The sequence below is a fragment of the Streptomyces sp. NPDC023541 genome (assembly GCF_055559995.1).
Genome location: NZ_JBVHJO010000002.1, coordinates 142,629 through 161,298, shown reverse-complemented (window position 1 = coordinate 161,298; position 18,670 = coordinate 142,629). Strand labels below are relative to the sequence as shown.

18 protein-coding genes are annotated in these 18,670 nt (G+C 71.9%); 9 read left to right on the top strand and 9 right to left on the bottom strand.

Translation table 11 applies throughout. From position 1 onward, the window contains the following. Nucleotides 1–198 precede the first annotated feature (198 nt). Together ACZ3X1_RS04660 and ACZ3X1_RS04655 are read left to right on the top strand one after the other, a co-directional pair. Nucleotides 199–885 carry a DUF4232 domain-containing protein gene (locus tag ACZ3X1_RS04660; RefSeq protein ID WP_467276582.1) on the top strand — a complete coding sequence of 229 codons (687 nt, stop codon included), beginning with the start codon at nt 199–201 and terminating at the stop codon, nt 883–885. Further along, complete coding sequence (locus ACZ3X1_RS04655) at nt 882–1,484, top strand: AAA family ATPase (RefSeq protein WP_467277563.1); 603 nt, start codon at nt 882–884, stop codon at nt 1,482–1,484. Before ACZ3X1_RS04660 ends, ACZ3X1_RS04655 begins: the two co-directional genes overlap by 4 nt. A 36-nt stretch (nt 1,485–1,520) precedes the next feature. On the opposite strand, the gene ACZ3X1_RS04650 is transcribed toward ACZ3X1_RS04655, so the two are convergent. The 4 genes from ACZ3X1_RS04650 to ACZ3X1_RS04635 all read right to left on the bottom strand — a co-directional run bounded on the left by ACZ3X1_RS04650 (nt 1,521) and on the right by ACZ3X1_RS04635 (nt 4,640). Next, entirely contained in the window at nt 1,521–1,799 is a 279-nt protein-coding gene (locus ACZ3X1_RS04650; RefSeq protein WP_467276580.1) for a hypothetical protein, read from the bottom strand. A gap of 105 nt (nt 1,800–1,904) precedes the next feature. After that, the gene (locus ACZ3X1_RS04645) at nt 1,905–3,047 is read right to left on the bottom strand and encodes a PP2C family protein-serine/threonine phosphatase (protein WP_356810051.1); all 1,143 of its coding nucleotides are present in this window, start codon (nt 3,045–3,047) and stop codon (nt 1,905–1,907) included. A 228-nt stretch (nt 3,048–3,275) separates the two neighbouring features. After that, entirely contained in the window at nt 3,276–4,085 is an 810-nt protein-coding gene (locus tag ACZ3X1_RS04640; protein WP_467276575.1) for an Fpg/Nei family DNA glycosylase, read from the bottom strand. Between the two features lie 69 nt (nt 4,086–4,154). Further along, entirely contained in the window at nt 4,155–4,640 is a 486-nt protein-coding gene (locus ACZ3X1_RS04635; protein WP_356810053.1) for a ribose-5-phosphate isomerase, read from the bottom strand. A 219-nt stretch (nt 4,641–4,859) separates the two neighbouring features. Between ACZ3X1_RS04635 and ACZ3X1_RS04630 the strand changes: the two genes are divergently transcribed. Further along, a complete protein-coding gene (locus ACZ3X1_RS04630) occupies nt 4,860–6,296 on the top strand; it encodes an amino acid permease (RefSeq protein WP_362631360.1) in 1,437 nt (478 codons plus the stop codon). A gap of 85 nt (nt 6,297–6,381) precedes the next feature. Here ACZ3X1_RS04630 and ACZ3X1_RS04625 read toward each other — a convergent pair whose 3' ends face one another. Beyond that, a complete protein-coding gene (locus ACZ3X1_RS04625) occupies nt 6,382–6,966 on the bottom strand; it encodes a biotin transporter BioY (protein WP_467276570.1) in 585 nt (194 codons plus the stop codon). 284 nt (nt 6,967–7,250) lie between these two features. Between ACZ3X1_RS04625 and ACZ3X1_RS04620 the strand changes: the two genes are divergently transcribed. After that, nucleotides 7,251–8,648, top strand: coding sequence for an amino acid permease (locus ACZ3X1_RS04620; RefSeq protein WP_390076913.1), 1,398 nt, complete (start codon nt 7,251–7,253; stop codon nt 8,646–8,648). Between the two features lie 82 nt (nt 8,649–8,730). On the opposite strand, the gene ACZ3X1_RS04615 is transcribed toward ACZ3X1_RS04620, so the two are convergent. Then, nucleotides 8,731–9,525, bottom strand: a complete 795-nt coding sequence (locus ACZ3X1_RS04615; RefSeq protein ID WP_467276565.1) for an SDR family NAD(P)-dependent oxidoreductase — start codon at nt 9,523–9,525, stop codon at nt 8,731–8,733. A 161-nt stretch (nt 9,526–9,686) separates the two neighbouring features. Here ACZ3X1_RS04615 and ACZ3X1_RS04610 point away from each other — a divergent pair, with 161 nt between their 5' ends. Together ACZ3X1_RS04610 and ACZ3X1_RS04605 are read left to right on the top strand one after the other, a co-directional pair. Next, complete coding sequence (locus ACZ3X1_RS04610) at nt 9,687–11,093, top strand: amino acid permease (protein ID WP_467276560.1); 1,407 nt, start codon at nt 9,687–9,689, stop codon at nt 11,091–11,093. 160 nt (nt 11,094–11,253) lie between these two features. Then, on the top strand, nt 11,254–11,910 hold the full coding sequence (locus ACZ3X1_RS04605) for a superoxide dismutase (RefSeq protein ID WP_356810059.1): 657 nt from the start codon (nt 11,254–11,256) through the stop codon (nt 11,908–11,910). Between the two features lie 126 nt (nt 11,911–12,036). Here the strand turns inward: ACZ3X1_RS04605 and ACZ3X1_RS04600 are convergent, their stop codons facing one another. Beyond that, on the bottom strand, nt 12,037–12,687 hold the full coding sequence (locus tag ACZ3X1_RS04600) for a mycothiol-dependent nitroreductase Rv2466c family protein (RefSeq protein ID WP_356810060.1): 651 nt from the start codon (nt 12,685–12,687) through the stop codon (nt 12,037–12,039). Between the two features lie 139 nt (nt 12,688–12,826). Between ACZ3X1_RS04600 and pepN the strand changes: the two genes are divergently transcribed. After that, nucleotides 12,827–15,385: an aminopeptidase N gene (pepN, locus tag ACZ3X1_RS04595; protein WP_467276556.1), complete on the top strand. Its 2,559-nt coding sequence runs from the start codon at nt 12,827–12,829 to the stop codon at nt 15,383–15,385. 259 nt (nt 15,386–15,644) lie between these two features. Continuing rightward, nucleotides 15,645–16,607, top strand: a complete 963-nt coding sequence (locus tag ACZ3X1_RS04590) for a hypothetical protein (protein WP_467276553.1) — start codon at nt 15,645–15,647, stop codon at nt 16,605–16,607. On the opposite strand, the gene ACZ3X1_RS04585 is transcribed toward ACZ3X1_RS04590, so the two are convergent. Continuing rightward, complete coding sequence (locus tag ACZ3X1_RS04585) at nt 16,583–17,470, bottom strand: pyridoxamine 5'-phosphate oxidase family protein (RefSeq protein WP_467276549.1); 888 nt, start codon at nt 17,468–17,470, stop codon at nt 16,583–16,585. The two genes, ACZ3X1_RS04590 and ACZ3X1_RS04585, sit on opposite strands and share 25 nt — an antisense overlap. Continuing rightward, the gene (locus ACZ3X1_RS04580) at nt 17,470–17,928 is read right to left on the bottom strand and encodes a VOC family protein (RefSeq protein ID WP_356810064.1); all 459 of its coding nucleotides are present in this window, start codon (nt 17,926–17,928) and stop codon (nt 17,470–17,472) included. The genes ACZ3X1_RS04585 and ACZ3X1_RS04580 overlap by 1 nt, the downstream gene beginning before the upstream one ends. 122 nt (nt 17,929–18,050) lie before the next feature. Here ACZ3X1_RS04580 and ACZ3X1_RS04575 point away from each other — a divergent pair, with 122 nt between their 5' ends. Next, on the top strand, nt 18,051–18,611 hold the full coding sequence (locus tag ACZ3X1_RS04575) for a CGNR zinc finger domain-containing protein (RefSeq protein WP_362631378.1): 561 nt from the start codon (nt 18,051–18,053) through the stop codon (nt 18,609–18,611). Nucleotides 18,612–18,670 lie beyond the last annotated feature (59 nt).

Sequence of the window (18,670 nt, the reverse complement as noted above, 5' to 3'; positions counted from 1 at the left end):
CAGCCAATCGGGGGCGAGTGGCCCGCCCGCGCCCCGTAGGGGACGTCGTAGGCTCGGCGGATGATCGCGGAGCGGGGGCTACGGCAGGTGCGGTGGATGCAGCGGGCGCGGCGGGTTCAGCGGGCGCGAGGGGTGCGGCAGGTGCACGGGGCGGCGCGGCAGGTGCACGGGGCGCGGCCGGTTCAACGGGCGCACGGGATGCGGCAGGCGCACGGGGCGCGGCGGGCTCAGTGGGTGCGGGGCGTCGTCGGGGGCGTACTGGCCTTGGGGATGCTCGCGGGGGCCGCGGGCTGCGGTATGCCGCCGGCGCCGCCCGCCGCGCCCGGGCCGACCTCCGGGCCGCACGGCCGCTCCGCCCAGCCGGGTACGGAGCCGGACGCGACGCCCGGCACGGGAGCGGCGCCGAACCGCGGCGCGCCCGTGCCCGGGACGACGCCGGACCGGGCGTGTCCCGAGGGCGGGGTACGGCTGGTCGAGACGGGCGGGGACGCGGCGATGGGTCTGCGGGTGGAGGGCTTCCAGCTGGTCAACTGCGGTATGCAGGCGTACGTGCTGGAGGGCTACCCGGGGGTGTCGCTGCGGGACGGCCGCAACGATCCGGTGGAGGTCGCGGTGGTGCACGGCACGGCTGGGATCACCACGGGGGTGCCGGACATCGAGGCGGCGCCGCAGCGGGTGACGCTGGCGCCCGGGCAGGCGGCGGCGTGGTCGGTGGTGTGGCGCAACCTCGTCACCGACTCGACGGTGCCGGCCACGACGGTCGCGGTCATGGAGATCGAGCCCCGGCCCGGAGCGCCCCGGCTGTGGCTGCGGCTCGCCCGGCCGTTCGACCTCGGGAACACGGGGAAACTCGGGATCGGCCCGTGGACGGCGGTCACCCGGTGATCGTCTGGCTCAACGGGCCGTTCGGCGGCGGCAAGACCCAGACGGCCTACGAGTTGCGCCGCCGGCTGCCGGGAAGCGTCGTGTGCGATCCGGAGCACATCGGGTTCGGGCTGCACCGGATGCTGCCGCCCGCCCTCCGCGGTGACTTCCAGGACCTGGCGGCGTGGCGCCAGGGCGTGTTCGAGGTACTGGACCTCGCGGCCCGGCGGCATCCGGGGGTGCTGCTGGTGCCGATGACCGTCACGGAGCCGGCCTATTTCGCGGAGACCGTGGGGCGACTGCGGGAACGGGGCCACGACGTACGGCACTTCGCGCTGCTGGCGGAGCGGGCGACTGTACTGCGGCGGCTGCGCGAGCGGGGGCTGGGGCGTGGACCGAAGCGGGAGAGCTTCGCGGTGTCCCGCCTCGACGGGTGCCTGGAGGCGCTGCGTGCGCCGGAGTTCGCGCAGCACCTGGCCACCGACCGGCTGACCGTGTCCCAGGTGGCGGGCAGAGTGGCCGCCTCGGCCGGCCTGGACCTCGCTCCGGACACGGACGGCCCGCTCCGGGGCCGGATCCGCCGCGCGGTGGTCGGCGTACGGCACATCCGCTTCGACTAGGGGCTCCGCCGGGCACACCCATGGGTGTCTCTCCGGTCAGGCCGGGCTCGCGGCGGTGCCGCGGGCCGGGAGGGACGTCATGCGGGCGGCCACGGTCGTGGCGGAGCTGCGGGGCAAGCGGTCCGAGATCCGGCCCTCGGCGAGGAAGAGGACCTGGTCGGCATGGGCGGCGGCGGCCGGGGCGTGGGTGACCATGACGATGGCGGCGCCCAGGGAGTCGAGGGCGGCGGTCGGGGCGTCGGCGGGCCGCTCCCCCGCCGGGAGTGTTGGCGTCCACGCGCCCGCGCCGTCGCCGCAGTCCCAGCACAGTGCCATGGTGTGACGCCTCTCGCCGCCGTCCTGATCGTGGCTGCGACGCCACAGATCACGGTGGGGCAGCGGCCATGGAGCGTGGCGTCCGCGGGGGGGGGCAGGACACCGTCAGGGGGAGCGGCGGATGAGGAGGAGGGCGCGGTCGTCGTTGACGTCCTTGGCGACCTTCTCGATCAGGTGCCAGGCCGCGCCGTCCCAGCCGGCGGAGACGTAGCGGTCGGCTTCGCCGGTGAGGCGGTCGATGCCTTCGCTGATCTCCCGGTCGGCGGTCTCGACGAGGCCGTCGGTGAAGAGCATCAGGACGTCGCCGCGGCGGAGACTGCCACGGGCGGGGGTGAACTCGGCGCCGTCGTAGACGCCGAGCAGCGGGCCTTCGCCGGACTTCTCCTGCCAGCGGCCGGTACCGGCGCAGAGCTGGAGGGCGGGGAGGTGGCCGGCCGAGAGGAGTTCGTAGTCGCCGGTCTCCAGGTCCAGGACGAGGTGGATGGAGGTGGCGAAGCCCTCGTCCCAGTCCTGGCGGAGCAGGTAGCCGTTGGCGGCGGGCAGGAAGCCGTGCGGTGGCAGCGCGCCGAGCAGTCCGCCGAAGGCGCCGGACAGCAGCAGGGCCCGGGAGCCCGCTTCCATGCCCTTGCCGGAGACGTCGGTCAGGACGATCTCCAGGGTCCGGCCGCCGTTGGTGCGCGCGGCGACGACGAAGTCACCGGAGAAGGACTGGCCGCCCGCGGGGCGCAGGGCCATCTCGCGGTGCCAGCCGCGCGGCAGGCCGGGCAGTTTGCTCTGCACGCGGATGCGTTCGCGCAGGTCGAAGAGCATGGTGCCGCCGCGCCGCCAGGGCACGCCGACGCGGCTGCGGAACTGTGCGATGACCAGTCCGAAGAACCCGCAGGCCGCGACGACCAGCACGGTGCCGGGGGTGACGCGGGCCGGACCCTGGGTGTACGGGCCGAGTACGAGGGCCTCGACGATCAGTGCGGCCGCGGAGGCGGCGTACAGGGCGAGGAGGCTGGCGGGGCGCAGCAGGAGGCCGCCGGCGACGATCGGCAGGACGAGCGCGGACGGCGAGAACCAGACCGGCAGCATCAGCGTGCCGCAGGCTATGGCGGGGACGGTGAGCAGCAGCCCGATGAAGGCGAGCCAGTCGGAGGCGTCGCCGCGGAAGTAGTCGACGGCGGATTTGCGCAGGGCGGTGCGGCCCCGGTGCGACCGCATGCGCATCCGGGCCAGAAGGGTCTCCACGCGTGCTCCGGCCATTGCTTCGGGACCCTATCCATCCTGGCTGTCAATGCGCAGGGGTACCCCCGGACCCGGGGCCCGGCGGCGCCCGAAAACCCTTCGAGTGCGACGCAAAGGCCGGGTGGGAATGGTGGTACGGATCTTGATATGCGCCCTTTGTACCAAGACGAGCGTGATACCTGGTCGATCATCCGGAACTGGCGTTCGGCGGGGTCGGCCGCCGGCGGATCGCGGCCGCGGCACTCCCTAGCGGGCCTGGCAGGTGGGGCACCAGAAGAGGTTGCGGGCGGCGAGACCGGCGGTGCGGATCTCGCCACCGCAGATGTGGCAGGGCATGTTCGCCCTCCGGTAGACGTACACCTCGCCGCCGTGGTCGTCCACCCGTGGCGGCCGGCCCATCGCTTCGGGGAGGTGCTCGTCGCGGACGGTGTCGATGCGGTTGTGGCGCACGCCTTGGCGCATCAGGGCGGCCAGGTCGGCCCACACGGCGTCCCACTCGGCGCGGGTGAGGTCCTTGCCCGGGCGGTACGGGTCGATGCCGTGCCGGAAGAGGACCTCGGCGCGGTAGACGTTGCCGACGCCCGCGACGACCTTCTGGTCCATGAGGAGCGCGGCGACGGTGGTGCGGGAGCGGGAGATACGGGCCCACGCGCGGTCGGGGTCGTCGGCCGGGCGCAGCGGGTCCGGGCCGAGCCGTGCGCTTATCGCGCCCTTCTCCGCGTCGGTGATCCACGCGCAGGTGGTCGGGCCGCGCAGGTCGGAGAAGTACCGGTCGTTGGCCAGGCGCAGCCGGACGGTGTCGGTGGCCGGCGGGGCGGGCGCGGGGCCGACCGCGTACTTGCCGAAGAGTCCGAGGTGGATGTGGATCCACCCGCTCGCCTCGAACCCCAGGAAGAGGTGCTTGCCGTGGGCGTCGACGCCGTCGAGGACGCGCCCGTCGAGAAGGGCGGCGCTCTCGGCGAACCTGCCCTGGGGGCTGCTGACGGCGACCGGCCACCCGGCGAACCGCTCCAGGTGGTCCTCGGCGAGGCGGTGGATCGTATGCCCCTCGGGCACGGCGAACTCCTGGGGAGAATGAAAACGGCCATGCCGCCCCCGTGAGGGAGCGGCACGGCCGGAAGCGGATCAGCCCTGCGGGTGGTGGGCAGGGATCGGGGGGAGCTCGCCGGTCTGCTCGTAGGCGGAGAGCATGTCGATGCGGCGGGTGTGGCGCTCCTCGTCGGAGTACGGGGTCGCCAGGAAGGCCTCGATGAAGCTGACGGCCTCGTCCTGCGTGTGCATGCGGCCGCCGACGGAGATGACGTTGGCGTTGTTGTGCTCACGGCCGAGCTGGGCGGTCTGGACGCTCCAGGCCAGGATGGCGCGGACGCCCTTGACCTTGTTCGCGGCGATCTGCTCGCCGTTGCCGGAGCCGCCGATCACGATGCCGAGGCTGCCCTCGTCCGCGGCGGTCCGCTCCGCGGCGCGGAGGCAGAAGGGCGGGTAGTCGTCCACGGCGTCGTAGATGTGGGGGCCACAGTCGACGGGCTCGTGGCCGTTGTTCTTGAGCCAGTCCACGAGGTGGTTCTTGAGCTCAAAGCCGGCATGGTCGGATCCGAGGTACACGCGCATGTGACGAGTGTGGCACGGGGAGCCCCGACGACCCGCAGCGGGTGTCGCGTAAGTCACTTCTAAAGCTCAAGTAAACCCAAAGAACGCAGATGGGACACGGCAGGACGCGGATCCTGGACGTTCGCCCCAAGGCAACGATCCGGATTGAGGTCTTCCGTCCTGCGTTCATCTCAGGTTTGAATGCCGGGGCTCGCAACCCGAGAACCTAAGGATCCGTCCATGAGTTCCACGACGACCCTTCAGAAGGCAGGCGACCCCACCGGCAACTCCGGTGAAGGTCTGCCCTCCGACGGTCTGAAGGCCGGTCTCAAGAACCGCCACCTGTCCATGATCGCCATCGGCGGCGTCATCGGAGCCGGTCTCTTCGTCGGCTCCGGTGGCGGCATCGCCAAGGCCGGCCCCGCCATCCTGATCTCCTACGCGCTGGTCGGCGCGATGGTCGTCTTCGTGATGCGCATGCTCGGCGAGATGGCTGCCGCCAGCCCGAACTCGGGCTCGTTCTCCGCCTACGCCGACCGGGCGCTCGGCCGCTGGGCCGGCTTCTCCATCGGCTGGCTCTACTGGTTCTTCTGGGTCGTCGTCCTCGCCGTGGAGGCCACCGCCGGTGCCGCCATCCTGGAGAGCTGGATACCGGCCGTTCCGCAGTGGGCCTGGGCGCTGATCGTGATGGCGGTGCTGACCGCCACCAACCTCGGCTCGGTCGCCTCCTACGGTGAGTTCGAGTTCTGGTTCGCGGGCATCAAGGTCGTCGCCATCGGCGCCTTCGTCGTCATCGGCATGCTGGCCGTCTTCGGCGTCCTGCCGGGCTCCGACAACCCGGGTGCGGGCTTTGCCCACCTGACCGACGCCGGCGGCTTCTTCCCCAACGGCTACGGCGCCGTCCTCACCGGTGTGCTGATGGTCGTCTTCTCCTTCATGGGCAGCGAGATCGTCACCCTCGCCGCCGGCGAGTCGGAGAACCCCCGCAAGGCGGTCACGCAGGCCACCAACTCCGTCATCTGGCGCATCGGCGTCTTCTACCTCGGCTCGATCTTCATCGTGCTGACGCTGCTCCCCTGGAACGACAAGTCGATCACCGAGAAGGGCTCGTACGTCGCCGCCCTCGACTCGATCGGCATCGCGCACGCCGGCACGATCATGGAGGTCATCGTCCTGACCGCCGTGCTGTCCTGCCTGAACTCGGGCCTCTACACCGCCTCCCGCATGGCCTTCTCGCTCGGTGAGCGCGGCGACGCCCCCAAGGCGTTCGCCAAGGTCAACAAGAACGGTGTGCCGGTCGCCGCGATCCTGGGCTCCACGGTCTTCGGCTTCGTCGCCGTCTACTTCAACTACGCGTTCAAGGACACGGTCTTCAACTTCCTCCTGAACTCCTCCGGCGCCATCGCGCTCTTCGTGTGGCTGGTGATCTGCTTCACCCAGCTGAAGATGCGCGGGATCCTGGTCCGCGAGGCCCCGGAGAAGCTGACCGTGAAGATGTGGCTCTTCCCGTGGCTGACCTGGGCCACCGCCGCTCTGATCATGTTCGTGATCGGCTACATGTTCGTGGACGACGCCAACCGCGAGGTGGTCACCCTGTCCACCCTCGTCGCCGGCGCGGTCGTGGCCGTCGGTGTGGTCCTGGACTTCCGCCGCAAGCGGGCCGCCGTCCAGGGCTGACCGCCCCGGAGAAGTCCCGTACGTACGCCGGAGCCCGGCCCGCCTCGTCAGGCGGGCCGGGCTCCGGCCGATACGGGGGCGGGCGTCAGCCGCGGCGGCCCAGCAGCTTCCAGGCAGCCGGCAGGGCGCCCATCGCGAGGGCCGCCTTGAGGGCGTCGCCGATCAGGAACGGGGTCAGGCCCGCCGCGACGGCGGCGCCCAGGGACATCCCGGTGGCGGCCATGAGGTACGGCACGCCCACCGCGTAGATCACCGCGGAGCCGAGCGCCATCGTGCCCGCCGTACGCAGGACCGAGCGGTCGGCGCCGCGCCGCGCGAGGGCGCCGACGACGGTGGCGGCGAGCAGCATGCCGAGCACGTACCCGAAGGAGGCGCCGCCGGCGCCGGAGGTGCCGCCCGCGAACCACGGCACGCCGGCCATGCCGACCAGGGCGTACAGCGCCAGCGCGAGGAAGCCGCGGCGGGCGCCGAAGGCGGTGCCGACGAGCAGCGCGGCGAAGGTCTGGCCCGTGACGGGGACCGGGGAGCCGGGGACGGGCACCGCGATCTGCGCGGCGATCCCGGTCAGGGCGGCACCGCCGACGACGAGCGCGATGTCGCGCACGCGGCTCGCGGGCAGCAGGTCGGCGAGGACGGCGCCGGGCCGGAGGGAGACGGAAGCAGTGCTCATGAGGGGGCTCCGCGAGGTGGTGGGGGTGGGGACGATCACCGACGTTAGTGCGCGGCCCGGGGCCGCCCCACCGCCGCCCGGAACAAAGCCCCGCTCCCTGCGTTGGTGGGGATCGAACAAAGCCCACTCCCTCGACCCGCTCGACGTGATCCTCGTCACGAGCAACATCCGACAACACGTCCGTTTTGCACGGACGGCCGCCGCTCAGCAAGACTGTTGGATCCCGCCAAGGCAAGGCGGAGTCCCCACCACCGCTGGGCCGAACGAGAGTACGAGCACTCCTCATGCGTGAGCGCCTGTCAGAAGCACCTCCCCCGATGGGTGACCTGCCCTCGGAACCCCTCAGCCACAGCCTCAAGCAGCGCCACCTGACCATGCTGGGGCTCGGCGGCGTGATCGGCGCCGGCCTCTTCGTCGGCTCCGGCGCCGGCATCGGCATCGCCGGTCCCGCGATCATCTGCTCCTACCTCCTCGCCGGCGTCCTCGCGATGCTGGTGATGCGCGCGCTCGGCGAGATGTCGGCCGCGATGCCCGCCTCGGGCTCCTTCTCCGTCTACGCGGAGCGGGCCCTCGGCCGCTGGGCCGGATTCTCGGCGGGCTGGCTGTACTGGTTCCTGCTGGTCGTGGTGCTGGCGGTGGAGGCCACCGGCGCCGCGAAGATCGCGAACGGCTGGCTGCCCGCGGTCGACCAGTGGATCTGGGTGCTGCTGTTCATGGTGGTCTTCACCGTGAGCAACCTGGCCGCGGTGAAGAACTTCGGCGAGTTCGAGTTCTGGTTCGCCGCCCTCAAGGTCGGCGCGATCGTGCTCTTCCTGATCCTCGGCACCCTCGCGATCTTCGGCGTGCTCCCGGACACGGATCCGGTCGGCACGGCCAACCTCACCGGGCACGGCGGCTTCTTCCCCGAGGGCCTCGGCGGCGTGGTCGCCGGCATGCTCGCCGTCATCTTCGCCTTCGGCGGCCTGGAGGTCGTCACCATCGCGGCCGCCGAGTCCGACGACCCGGCCCGGTCGGTGTCCCGCGCGGTGCGCAGCGCCGTGTGGCGCATCCTCTTCTTCTACGTGGGCTCGATGGTGGTCATCGTGACCCTGCTGCCGTGGGACTCGCTGGAGCCGGGTCAGAGCCCGTACGTCGCCGTCCTCGACTCCATCGGCATCCCGGCGGCCGGCCAGATCATGAACATCGTGGTGTTCGTGGCCCTGCTGTCGGCGCTCAACGCGAACCTGTACGGGTCCTCGCGCATGGTGTTCTCGCTGGCCGAGCGCGGCGAGGCGCCGAGGGGGCTGCTGAAGGTCTCGGGCGGCGGGGTGCCGCGCCGGGCGGTGTTCGCGTCGGTGGCCTTCGGCTTCGTCTCGGTGGTGCTCAACCTGCTGTGGCCGGACACGATCTTCCTCTACATGCTCAACGCGGTCGGCGCCGTCCTGCTGTTCGTGTGGGCGCTGATCGCCGTCTCACAGCTGAAGCTGCGCCGCCGGATCGAGCGGGACATGCCCGAGCGGCTGACCCTGCCGATGTGGCTGTTCCCGTACGCCACCTGGGCCGCGCTGGCCGGGATGGCGGCGGTCCTGGTCCTGATGCTGTTCGACGACTCCGCGCGGCCGCAGCTGCTGTGGTCGACGGGCGCGGCCCTGCTGGTCCTCGTGGTCGCCTTCGCGCGTGAGCGGCGGACCCCGAAGTCCTGACCGCCCGCCGGTCCACGGCCAGGGCCAGGGCCACGCTCCGCGCGAAGGCCCCCGCGCACCCGGCGCGGGGGCCTTCCGCGCGTCAGGTGCGCAGGTAAGAGGCTCCGTTGACGTCGAGCACGGTGCCCGAGCTCCAGCGCGCCGCGGGCGAGGCCAGGTGCAGCACGGCGGCGGCGACCTCCTGCGGCGTGCCGACCCGGCCGAAGGGGCTCTGCGCCCGGATCCGCTCGCCCTCCTCCCCTTCGAGCCGCCCGGCGACCCGTTCCGTGGCCACGAAACCGGGGGCCACGGAGGCCACGGCGATGCCGTGCGGGGCCAGGGAGACGGCGAGGGACTGGCCGAGCGCGTGCAGGGCCGCCTTGGTGGCACCGTAGGCGGGGTGGTCGGGCTCGCCCCGGAACGCCCCGCGCGAGCCGATGTTGACGACGCGGCCCTCCCGCCGGCCGTCGATCATGCGGCGGGCGACGCGGTGGGTGAGGTTGGCCGGGGCGAAGAGGTTGACGGCGGCCGTCTGCCGCCAGGCCTCCTGCCAGTCGGCGTAGGAGGTGGTGGGCAGCGGGTGCGCGAGCATCACGGCGGCGTTGTTCACGAGGACGTCGATGCCGCCGAGCGCCTCCTCGGTCTCGGCGGCGAGAGCCTCCACGCGGGCCGGATCGCCGAGGTCTCCACTGACGAGGACGTGCCCGTCGCCCGGCAGGTCCGCGAGGGTGCGCTCCGCGTCCGCCCGCCGGGCCGTGCAGTGCACCGCGACCCGGTCCCCCTGCTCGGCGAAGGCGGTGGCGATGGCCCGCCCGATCCCCCGGGAGGCCCCGGTGACGAGCACCCCCCGGCCCGTGGCGGCCAATTCCCTTATGCCGTGGTCCTTTCGGTCGTCCACCTGTCCCCCTGTCATGGCGTCACCCGCGTCCTGTCGGCAGCGTACGGGGATGATCACGGCCCGTCATCCGGCTGTCCGAATATCGGACTGTGAACGTCCGGTGACCGGACGCTCGGCACACTGGGGCCTGCTCCACCCCCGCACCGACAGGCATGCACCCCATGACCCACAGCATCACCGCCGCACCTCCCGAGCCGCCGCGGACCGACTCCGGTTCCCCTCTCGGCAACGGACTCAAGCAGCGCCACCTCTCGATGATCGCCCTCGGCGGTGTCATCGGCGCCGGACTCTTCGTCGGCTCCGGGGCCGGCATCGCGGCCGCAGGCCCCTCGATCGTGCTCGCCTACGCCGCGTCCGGACTGCTCGTGATGTTCGTGATGCGGATGCTCGGCGAGATGTCCGCCGCCAACCCCGCCTCCGGCTCCTTCTCGGTGCACGCCGAGCGGGCGATCGGCCCGTGGGCCGGTTTCACCGCGGGCTGGATGTTCTGGACGCTGCTGTGCGTGGGCGTGGCCATCGAGGCCATCGGCGCGGCGCACATCATGACGGGCTGGTTCCCGGGCACCCCGTCCTGGATGTGGGTGCTGGCCTTCATGGCGCTGTTCTGCGGCTCCAACCTGGCCGCGGTCTCGAACTTCGGCGAGTTCGAGTTCTGGTTCTCCGCCCTCAAGATCGGCGCCATCGGCCTCTTCCTCGGACTGGGCGTGCTGGCCGTCCTCGGCCTGCTGCCCGGCACCGGCGCCCCCGGCACCGCCAACCTGCTCCACGACGGCGGCTTCCTGCCGAACGGCGTCGACGGCCTGCTGGTCGGGCTGCTGGCGTCGGTCGTCGCGTACGGCGGACTGGAGACGGTCACCATCGCGGCCGCCGAGTCGGAGGACCCGGTCAAGGGCGTGGCCAAGGCCGTGCGGACCACCATGTGGCGCATCGCCGTCGTCTACGTCGGCTCCATGCTGGTCATCGTCACCCTGCTGCCGTGGAACGACCCGAAGGTCAGCGAGCAGGGTCCGTACGCGGCCACCCTGGAGCACCTGGGCATCCCGGCGGCCGGCGAGATCATGAACGTGGTCATCCTGATCGCCCTGCTGTCCGCGATGAACGCCAACATCTACGGCGCCTCGCGCATGGCCTACTCCCTCGTCTCCCGCGGGCAGGGCCCGAAGGCGCTGGGCAAGCTCACCGGCCGGGTGCCCCGCCGCGCGGTGCTCGCCTCCTGCGCCTTCGGCTTCGTCACCGTGCTGCTCTCCTACTGGTACCCGGACACCCTGTTCGCCTGGCTGCTGAACATGGTCGGCGGGGTCATCCTGATCGTCTGGGGCTTCATCGCCGTCTCGCAGTTCGTGCTGCGCCGCCGGCTGGAGCGCGAGGCGCCCGGGAAGCTGGTGGTGCGGATGTGGGGCTTCCCGTACCTGACCTGGGTGGCGCTGGCCGGGGTGGCCGCGGTCCTGGTGCTGATGGCGCTGGGCGAGGACACCCGGCTCCAGGTGGTCTTCACCGGCGGGCTCACCGCCGCCCTCGCCCTGACCGGCTGCGTGATGCAGCGGCGGGCGGCCGCCGCCGCCCGCTGACAGCCCCTGGACCGCAGGTGGGCCCCGTGCGTTCGCACGGGGCCCACCTGCGTTTCAGAGAGGTGACCCTTACGTGCGAGGTGGAATAGATGCCGCTACAGTGCAGTTGCGCATTAATTGCAATTAGCGATTGGCACGCCGAGGGGACCGGACAACACGCATGGCCATCTACACGCTTCCTGAGCTTCCGTACGACTACGCGGCGCTGGAGCCGGTGATCAACCCGCAGATCATCGAGCTGCACCACGACAAGCACCACGCGGCCTACGTCACGGGCGCCAACAACACGCTGGAGCAGCTGGCGGAGGCGCGCGACAAGGAGAACTGGGGCGCGCTCAACGGCCTTGAGAAGAACCTCGCGTTCCACCTCTCCGGCCACATCCTGCACAGCATCTACTGGCACAACATGGCGAGCCCGAAGACCGGTGAGGGCGGCGGCGAGCCCACCGCGGCCGACGGCCTGGGCGACCTGGCCGACGCGATCACCGAGTCCTTCGGCTCCTTCGCGAAGTTCAAGAAGCAGCTGACCTTCGCCTCCTCCGCGACCCAGGGCTCCGGCTGGGGCGTGCTCGCGTACGAGCCCGTCAGCGGCCGTCTGGTCGTCGAGCAGGTCTACGACCACCAGGGCAACGTCGGCGTGGCCAGCACCCCGATCCTGGTCTTCGACGCCTGGGAGCACGCCTTCTACCTGCAGTACAAGAACCAGAAGGTGGACTTCATCGAGGCGATGTGGAACGTCGTCAACTGGCAGGACGTGTCCAAGCGCTACGCCGACGCCAGGGCGAACACCCCGCTGCTGATCCCTGCCAAGGGCTGATCGCACCCATAGAACCCGTCCGCCTCGTGATCGTCTTCTCAACCTTCACCGGCGGGCGTGTCCAGCAGAAGACCCCCGTGAGGACGTGACTCACGGGGGTCTTCTGTGTCCGGTGCGGCCTGTGGACTACTCGAAGGACGGACCCTTGGTGCGGGTCCGCTTGATCTCGTAGAAGCCGGGGGTGGAGGCGACGAGCAGGGTGCCGTCCCACAGCCGTGCCGCGGCCTCGCCGCGCGGGGTCGGGGTGACGACCGGGCCGAAGAAGGCGACGTCGCCCTCGCCGTCGGCGCCCGGAACGGAGATCACCGGGGTGCCGACCTCCTGGCCGACCCGGTCGATGCCGTTGTTGTGGGAGGCGCGCAGCACCTCGTCGTACTCGTCGGAGTCGGCGTACGCGAGCAGCTCGGCCGGCAGGCCGACCTCGGCCAGCGCCTCGGCTATGACCTCGCGGGTCGGGCCCTTGTCCTCGTTGTGGATGCGGGTGCCGAGCGCGGTGTAGAGCTTGCCGGTGACCTCGTCGCCGTGCTTCTGCTGCGCGGCCGTCACCACGCGCACGGGGGCCCAGCCCTTGGGGCCGAGCAGCTCGCGGTAGACCTCGGGCAGCTCGTCGAGCTTGTTCTCGTTGAGGACGGCGAGGCTCATCACGTGCCAGCGCACCTCGACGTCGCGGACCTTCTCGACCTCCAGCATCCAACGGGACGTCATCCAGGCCCAAGGGCAGAGCGGGTCGAACCAGAAGTCGACCGGAGTCTTCTCGCGCACCTGGGTCTCGGTCATGTCTCTCCTCGGTGTCGGTCTCAGGCGGAAAAAGGCATCAACGGCGCATGTCCTCCGTGGCCAACCGGGACGCCGTCGCATGCATTCCCGTCGTGCGAGGATTCGGCCCAAGAACGCGATCACGCACGAAGGAGTGCAGGTGCCCGGAGAGAATCTGTCCCGCGAGGAGGCCCGCGAGCGGGCCGAGCTGCTGTCCGTCGACGCGTACGAGGTCGTCCTCGACATCCGGTCGGCGGTGGACGAGGCCGAGCCGGCCGACGGCCCGCGGACCTTCCGCTCGGTGACGACGATCCGCTTCCGCGCCGCGGTCCCGGGCGCTGCCACCTTCGCGGACCTGATCGCCCCTTCGGTCAACTCCGTGACCCTGAACGGGCGGGCGCTGGACGTGGCCGCCGCCTTCGACGGGGCCCGGATCGCCCTGGACGACCTGGCCTCCGAGAACGTCCTGGTGGTGGACGCGAACTGCGCGTACAGCCGCACGGGCGAGGGCCTGCACCGCTTCGTCGACCCGGAGGACGGCGAGGTCTACCTCTACACGCAGTACGAGCCGGCCGACGCCCGGCGGGTGTACGCGAACTTCGAGCAGCCCGACCTGAAGGCGCCCTACCGATTCGAGGTGACCGCGCCCGAGGGCTGGCAGGTGTGGAGCAACGGCGCCGAGGAGTCCCGCGAGGGGCAGACCCGCCGCTTCGCCGAGACCCCGCCGATCTCCACGTACATCACCTGCGTGGTGGCGGGCCCCTACCACTACGTGACGGACACCTACACGCGCGGGGACCTGACCATCCCGCTGGGCGCGATGTGCCGCAAGGGCCTGGCCAAGCACTTCGACGCGGACGACGTCTTCCTCGTCACCAAGCAGGGCTTCGACCTCTTCCACGAGATCTTCGACTACCCCTACCCCTTCGGGAAGTACGACCAGGCCTTCGTGCCGGAGTACAACCTGGGCGCCATGGAGAACCCGGGGATGGTGACCTTCCGGGAGGAGTACATCTTCCGCGGCAAGGTCACGCAGGCCTCGTACGAGCGGCGCGCGAACGTCATCCTGCACGAGATGGCGCACATGTGGTTCGGCGACCTGGTCACCATGAAGTGGTGGGACGACCTGTGGCTGAAGGAGTCCTTCGCGGACTTCATGGGCTCCTTCGGGCTCGTCGAGGCCACCCGCTTCGACCAGGCGTGGGTGACCTTCGCCAACAGCCGCAAGTCGTGGGCCTACCGCGCCGACCAGCTGCCGTCCACCCACCCGATCACGGCCGACATCCGTGACCTGGAGGACGCGAAGCTGAACTTCGACGGCATCACCTACGCCAAGGGCGCGGCCGTGCTCAAGCAGTTGGTCGCCTACGTCGGCCGGGAGGCGTTCCTGGAGGGCGCGCGCCGCTACTTCAAGGCGAACGCGTACGGGAACACCACCCTGGACGACCTGCTGTCGGTACTCGGCGAGGTGTCCGGACGGGACATGACCGAGTGGTCGCGGGCCTGGCTCCAGACGGCCGGCGTGAACGCGCTGACCCCGATGGTGACCTACGACGCCGCGGGGCGGATCACCGAGCTCGCGGTCGTCCAGGAGGGCGACGAACTGCGTCCGCACCGGGCCGGCGTCGGCCTGTACCGGCTGGAGCCGGACGGCGCGCTGGTCCGCTACGCGCGGGCCGAGGCGGACGTCGCCGGCGCCCGGTCGGTGATCGGGGAGCTGGTCGGGCAGGACCGGCCCGACCTGATCCTGGTCAACGACGAGGACCTCACCTACTGCAAGATCCGCTTCGACGAGGGTTCGCTGGCCACCCTGCGGGCGCACCTGGGTGACCTGACGGATCCGCTGGCGCGGGCGCTGAGCTGGTCGGCGCTGTGGAACCTGACGCGGGACGGCCTGATGCCGGCGCGCGACTTCGTCTCGCTGGTACTGGCGCACGCGGGCCGGGAGACGGACGTCGGCGTCCTGCAGATGCTGCACGCGCAGACGCAGACGGCGGTCACGCACTACGCGGCTCCGGACCGGCGCGAGCTGAGCGGCCGGGACCTGGCGGCGGGCGCGCTGCACGAGCTGCGGGTGGCGGAGCCGGGGTCGGAGCACCAGCTGACCTGGGCGCGCTTCTTCGCGGCGAGCGCGGCGACGGAGGGCGACTTCCAGCTGCTGCTGGGGCTGCTGGAGGGGTCGGCGCGGATCGACGGGCTGGAGGTGGACCAGGAGCTGCGCTGGGACTTCCTGCTGCCGCTGGCCGCGCACGGGGCGGTGGACGAGGGCGTCCTCGCCGCCGAACTGGCGCGCGACGACACCGCGTCGGGCAAGCGGCACCAGGTGCGCTGTCTCGCGGCGCGCCCCTCGCAGGCGGTGAAGGACCAGGCGTGGGCGGCGGTCGTCGAGTCGGACGCGCTGTCCAACGCGCTGGTGGAGGCGACGATCGCGGGCATGCAGCAGCCCTCGCAGCGGGGCCTGCTGGCAGCCCACGCCGGGCGCTACTTCGAGGTGATCGAGCGGGTGTGGTCGGACCGGTCGATCCAGATCGCGATGGACGTCGTGAAGGGGCTCTACCCCTCGCTCCAGGGCGACGCCGCCACGCTGGACGCCACGGACGCCTGGCTGGCGGCCCATGCCTCGGCTCCGCCGGCGCTGCGCCGCCTGGTGCTGGAGTCCCGCGACGACCTGGCCAGGGCCCTTGCCGCGCAGCGGTGCGACGCGGCGGCAGGCAACTAGCCCGAAGCGCCGCCGCCGGGGCTCCGCCCACGAACCCCGGTCCTCAAACGCCGGACGGGCTGAAAGATCCAGCCTGGCCGGCGTTTGAGGCGCGGGCTCTGGGGCGAAGCCCCAGTACCGGCGGCGCGCACCGGGTCCCCCGTACGGGCGCACCTCATCGGCAGTCGAACGCCCGTACTTTAGCCCCAGCTTGTCCGTATTTGTCGACAGGCGTGTAACAGGGGTTAGCAGGGCCATGGCCTCAGGGAATCACCGCGCCATGAACCACAACGCACCCCTCCCCCTCGCCCACCTCACCGGCAACCGCCCCCGCGTGCTGACCCTCGCACAGCTGCGCGAGCACGGCGTGAGCGCATCCGAGGCCGCCGAGCGGCCCTGGCGGCAGATCCTCCCCGGCGTGTTCCTGCTCCACTCCGGACCGCCCACCAGTGAGGAGCGGCTGCACGCCGCGCTGCTGTACGCGGGACGGCGCGGCGGGGGCGAGGTCATGATCACCGGGCTGGCGGCGCTGGCCCTGTACCGCTTCGCCTCCGCGCCCCCGCTGCTCGCCCTGTCGCACATCGACGTGCTGGTGCCGGGCACCCGGCGGCTGCGGTCCACCGGCGACGTGCGGATCGTGCGCGCGCGCACCGCGCCCCGGTCCCAGGAGGTCACCGGTCTGCCCGTGGCACCCGTCGCGCGGGCCGTCGCCGACGCCGTCGCGCAGCTGTCCGACGCCGGCGCCGTCCGCCGGCTGCTCAGCGAGGCCGTTCGCAGCGGCCACTGCGAACCGGCCGCGATCGTGCGGGAGCTGACGGTGGCCCGGCTGCTGAGCCGGCCCCATGTGGTGGACGCCGTCGAGGCCCTCCTCGCGGAGGGCCGGGCCAGGGCCGAGGACCGGCTGTACCACCTCGTACGCGGCTACGAGCTGCCCGCCCCCGTCTGGAACGTGGACCTTCGGATCCCCGGCGGCCCGCACCTCGGCGGGGTCGACGCGTACTGGCCCGAGCACTCCGTGGCCGTGGAGATCGACACCCGGACCCCGCGCCAGGAGGAGGACGAGGAGTGGTCCGAGTGCGTGCGCAAGCGGGAGACCCTGGAGCGGCTCGGGGTGACCGTCGTCCACATCACCCCGCGCAAGCTCCGTGACTGGCCCGAGCAGCAGGCCGCGGTCATCCGGACCGCCCTGACGGCCGCCGACGGGCGTGAGACCGCCGCCTACCTGGTGGTACTGCCCAGGTGAGGCGAGTACTCCGGGGTGCTCCACAGCAGCCGCCCCGGATGCACGCCCTCCACCACCGACTCCACCCGGAAGCGGGTGCGGCGGCCTCCGTCGGCCGCGAACTCCGTCCGGGCCCGGCCGCTGAGCTGGAGGACGGCCCCGCTCTCCCAGTCCGGGAAGAGCAGTCCGGCCCGCGGGTCGGCCGTCAGGTTCCCCAGGGTCAGGAACATCGCGTTCCCCGCGTAGTCCGGCCAGGCCAGCTCGACCGGGGAGAGCACCTCCACGAATCCCGGCAGGCCGCCGCGGTGGCTGGCGTCGGCCCCGTCCGCCTCCGCCGTGGTGGCGACGAAGAAGGTGTCGGCGCGCCGGACGGCACGCACCTGGCCGGGGGTCAGCGCGCCTCCGCGGCGCACCACGCCGACCCCCTCCGCGACCAGTTCCAGCGGCTGACGCTTCTGCAGGTACTTGGGGCAGTTGGCGAAGACCTGCTCGGCCTCGACGGCGAAGCCCCGCGGCGTCGCCGCGAGCGTTCCGTTCAGCCGCATCCGGCGCCGGGTGCGCGGATCGAGCGCGATGGTCCCGATCCGGGTCCCGTCGGCGGCCAGCGCCTCGGCGAGCGGGTCCCCGGCCGGCACCCCTCCCGCGACGGCGATCCGGTGCGGGCCGGTGGCCCGTACGAAGCCGGGCGGGCCGGTGAGCAGCGAGGCCCACATCCGGCCGGCGCCGTCGGCGGCCCCGACGACCAGGTGCGGCTGGAGCTCCAGGAAGGCCGCGGCGACCTCGCGGATGCCCGTACCGATCGAGCGGCCGACGTGTTCGGCCGGCCCGCGCACGCCGACCCGCTCCTGCACCGCCAGCGACCCCCAGTGGTAGACGCCGCCCATTAGAAGAACCCACAGGTCGGCGCCCCCGTGGTGGGGGCGGGCGCGTCCTCGGCGCCGGTCGGTACGGAGATCTCCAGGCGGGTGCCGTCGGGGTCGTGGAAGAAGATGCCGCCGGAGGCCGCGCCCTCGCCGTGCGCGACGACGCCCTCGTAGGCGAACGCGACGCCCAGGCCGCGCAGCCGCTCCTCGTACGCGCGCACCTCCTCGACGGCGTCGGCCGAGAACGCCAGGTGGTGCAGTCCGGCCGCGGCCGGCGCGTAGGCGCCGTCGGCCTGCTGCCAGAGCGTGAGGACGAGTTCGCCGTCCCGGCCGAGGAAGGCGAAGCGGCGGTCCTCCTCCTTGCCCTCGCCGAGCACCTGGAAGTCGAGGGCGTCCCGGTAGAAGGCGAGCGAGCGCTCGAGATCGGTGACGTTCAGGCCGACGTGCCCGGTACGGAGCTTGCTGATGACGGTGGTCATGACGGGTCCTTCCCCAGAGGCCGTTCCACGAGTTCTAACCTTTCAAATCCAATTTAGGGGTTAGTGCGGCTGGCGTCAACCGTTCACGTACCCTTGAGGGGTTAGCGAGCAAGGAGACGGCCATGACGACGGCGGACGCACGGCCCCTGACCGGGGAGCCGATCGCCCTCGATCTGCTGAACACCCGCTGGATGCAGGAGGGGGAACCCGTCGACCTCTTCGCGGGGGCCTTCGGGCTGAGCCGGGTCGAAGGGCTCGCGGTCTGGCTGGAGTCCGCCGGACTGGCCGGCCGCTTCCGGGCCGACGCCTCGACCCTCGTCCATCTGATGACCGCGCGCGAGGCACTGGCCCGCGCGGTGGCCGACCCGGCCGACGAGAGTGCCCGCGCGCTGGTCGACGCCGTACTCGAGCACGGCCGCATCCGCGCCACCCTGACCGCCGAAGGGCCGGGAGAGCGCGCCGAGTTCGACGACCCCACGTGGGGTCCGGCCTGGACGGCCGCCCGGAACTACCTGGAGCTGCTGGGCTCCGCGCCCGAGCGGATCCGCAAGTGCGCCTCCGAGACCTGCGTCCTGCACTTCCACGACACCTCGCGCAACGGCACCCGGCGCTGGTGCTCGATGTCCGCCTGCGGAAACCGGGCGAAGGCCTCGCGCCACTACGCGCGCACGCGCGAGCGCTGACCGCTCGAAATCTGTCACACCCCCACCGGCGCACGACCCGGCCCGCGTGCGGACTTGGG

What these genes read in the sequence shown, in the direction of transcription:
- ACZ3X1_RS04660 (WP_467276582.1), top strand. Translation starts at nt 199, where the DNA reads ATGCGGCAGGCGCACGGGGCGCGGCGGGCTCAGTGGGTGCGGGGCGTC.
- ACZ3X1_RS04650 (WP_467276580.1), bottom strand. Translation starts at nt 1,799, where the DNA reads ATGGCACTGTGCTGGGACTGCGGCGACGGCGCGGGCGCGTGGACGCCA.
- ACZ3X1_RS04645 (WP_356810051.1), bottom strand. Translation starts at nt 3,047, where the DNA reads ATGGCCGGAGCACGCGTGGAGACCCTTCTGGCCCGGATGCGCATGCGG.
- ACZ3X1_RS04635 (WP_356810053.1), bottom strand. Translation starts at nt 4,640, where the DNA reads ATGCGCGTGTACCTCGGATCCGACCATGCCGGCTTTGAGCTCAAGAAC.
- ACZ3X1_RS04630 (WP_362631360.1), top strand. Translation starts at nt 4,860, where the DNA reads ATGAGTTCCACGACGACCCTTCAGAAGGCAGGCGACCCCACCGGCAAC.
- ACZ3X1_RS04625 (WP_467276570.1), bottom strand. Translation starts at nt 6,966, where the DNA reads ATGAGCACTGCTTCCGTCTCCCTCCGGCCCGGCGCCGTCCTCGCCGAC.
- ACZ3X1_RS04620 (WP_390076913.1), top strand. Translation starts at nt 7,251, where the DNA reads ATGCGTGAGCGCCTGTCAGAAGCACCTCCCCCGATGGGTGACCTGCCC.
- ACZ3X1_RS04610 (WP_467276560.1), top strand. Translation starts at nt 9,687, where the DNA reads ATGACCCACAGCATCACCGCCGCACCTCCCGAGCCGCCGCGGACCGAC.
- ACZ3X1_RS04605 (WP_356810059.1), top strand. Translation starts at nt 11,254, where the DNA reads ATGGCCATCTACACGCTTCCTGAGCTTCCGTACGACTACGCGGCGCTG.
- ACZ3X1_RS04600 (WP_356810060.1), bottom strand. Translation starts at nt 12,687, where the DNA reads ATGACCGAGACCCAGGTGCGCGAGAAGACTCCGGTCGACTTCTGGTTC.
- ACZ3X1_RS04590 (WP_467276553.1), top strand. Translation starts at nt 15,645, where the DNA reads ATGAACCACAACGCACCCCTCCCCCTCGCCCACCTCACCGGCAACCGC.
- ACZ3X1_RS04585 (WP_467276549.1), bottom strand. Translation starts at nt 17,470, where the DNA reads ATGGGCGGCGTCTACCACTGGGGGTCGCTGGCGGTGCAGGAGCGGGTC.
- ACZ3X1_RS04580 (WP_356810064.1), bottom strand. Translation starts at nt 17,928, where the DNA reads ATGACCACCGTCATCAGCAAGCTCCGTACCGGGCACGTCGGCCTGAAC.
- ACZ3X1_RS04575 (WP_362631378.1), top strand. Translation starts at nt 18,051, where the DNA reads ATGACGACGGCGGACGCACGGCCCCTGACCGGGGAGCCGATCGCCCTC.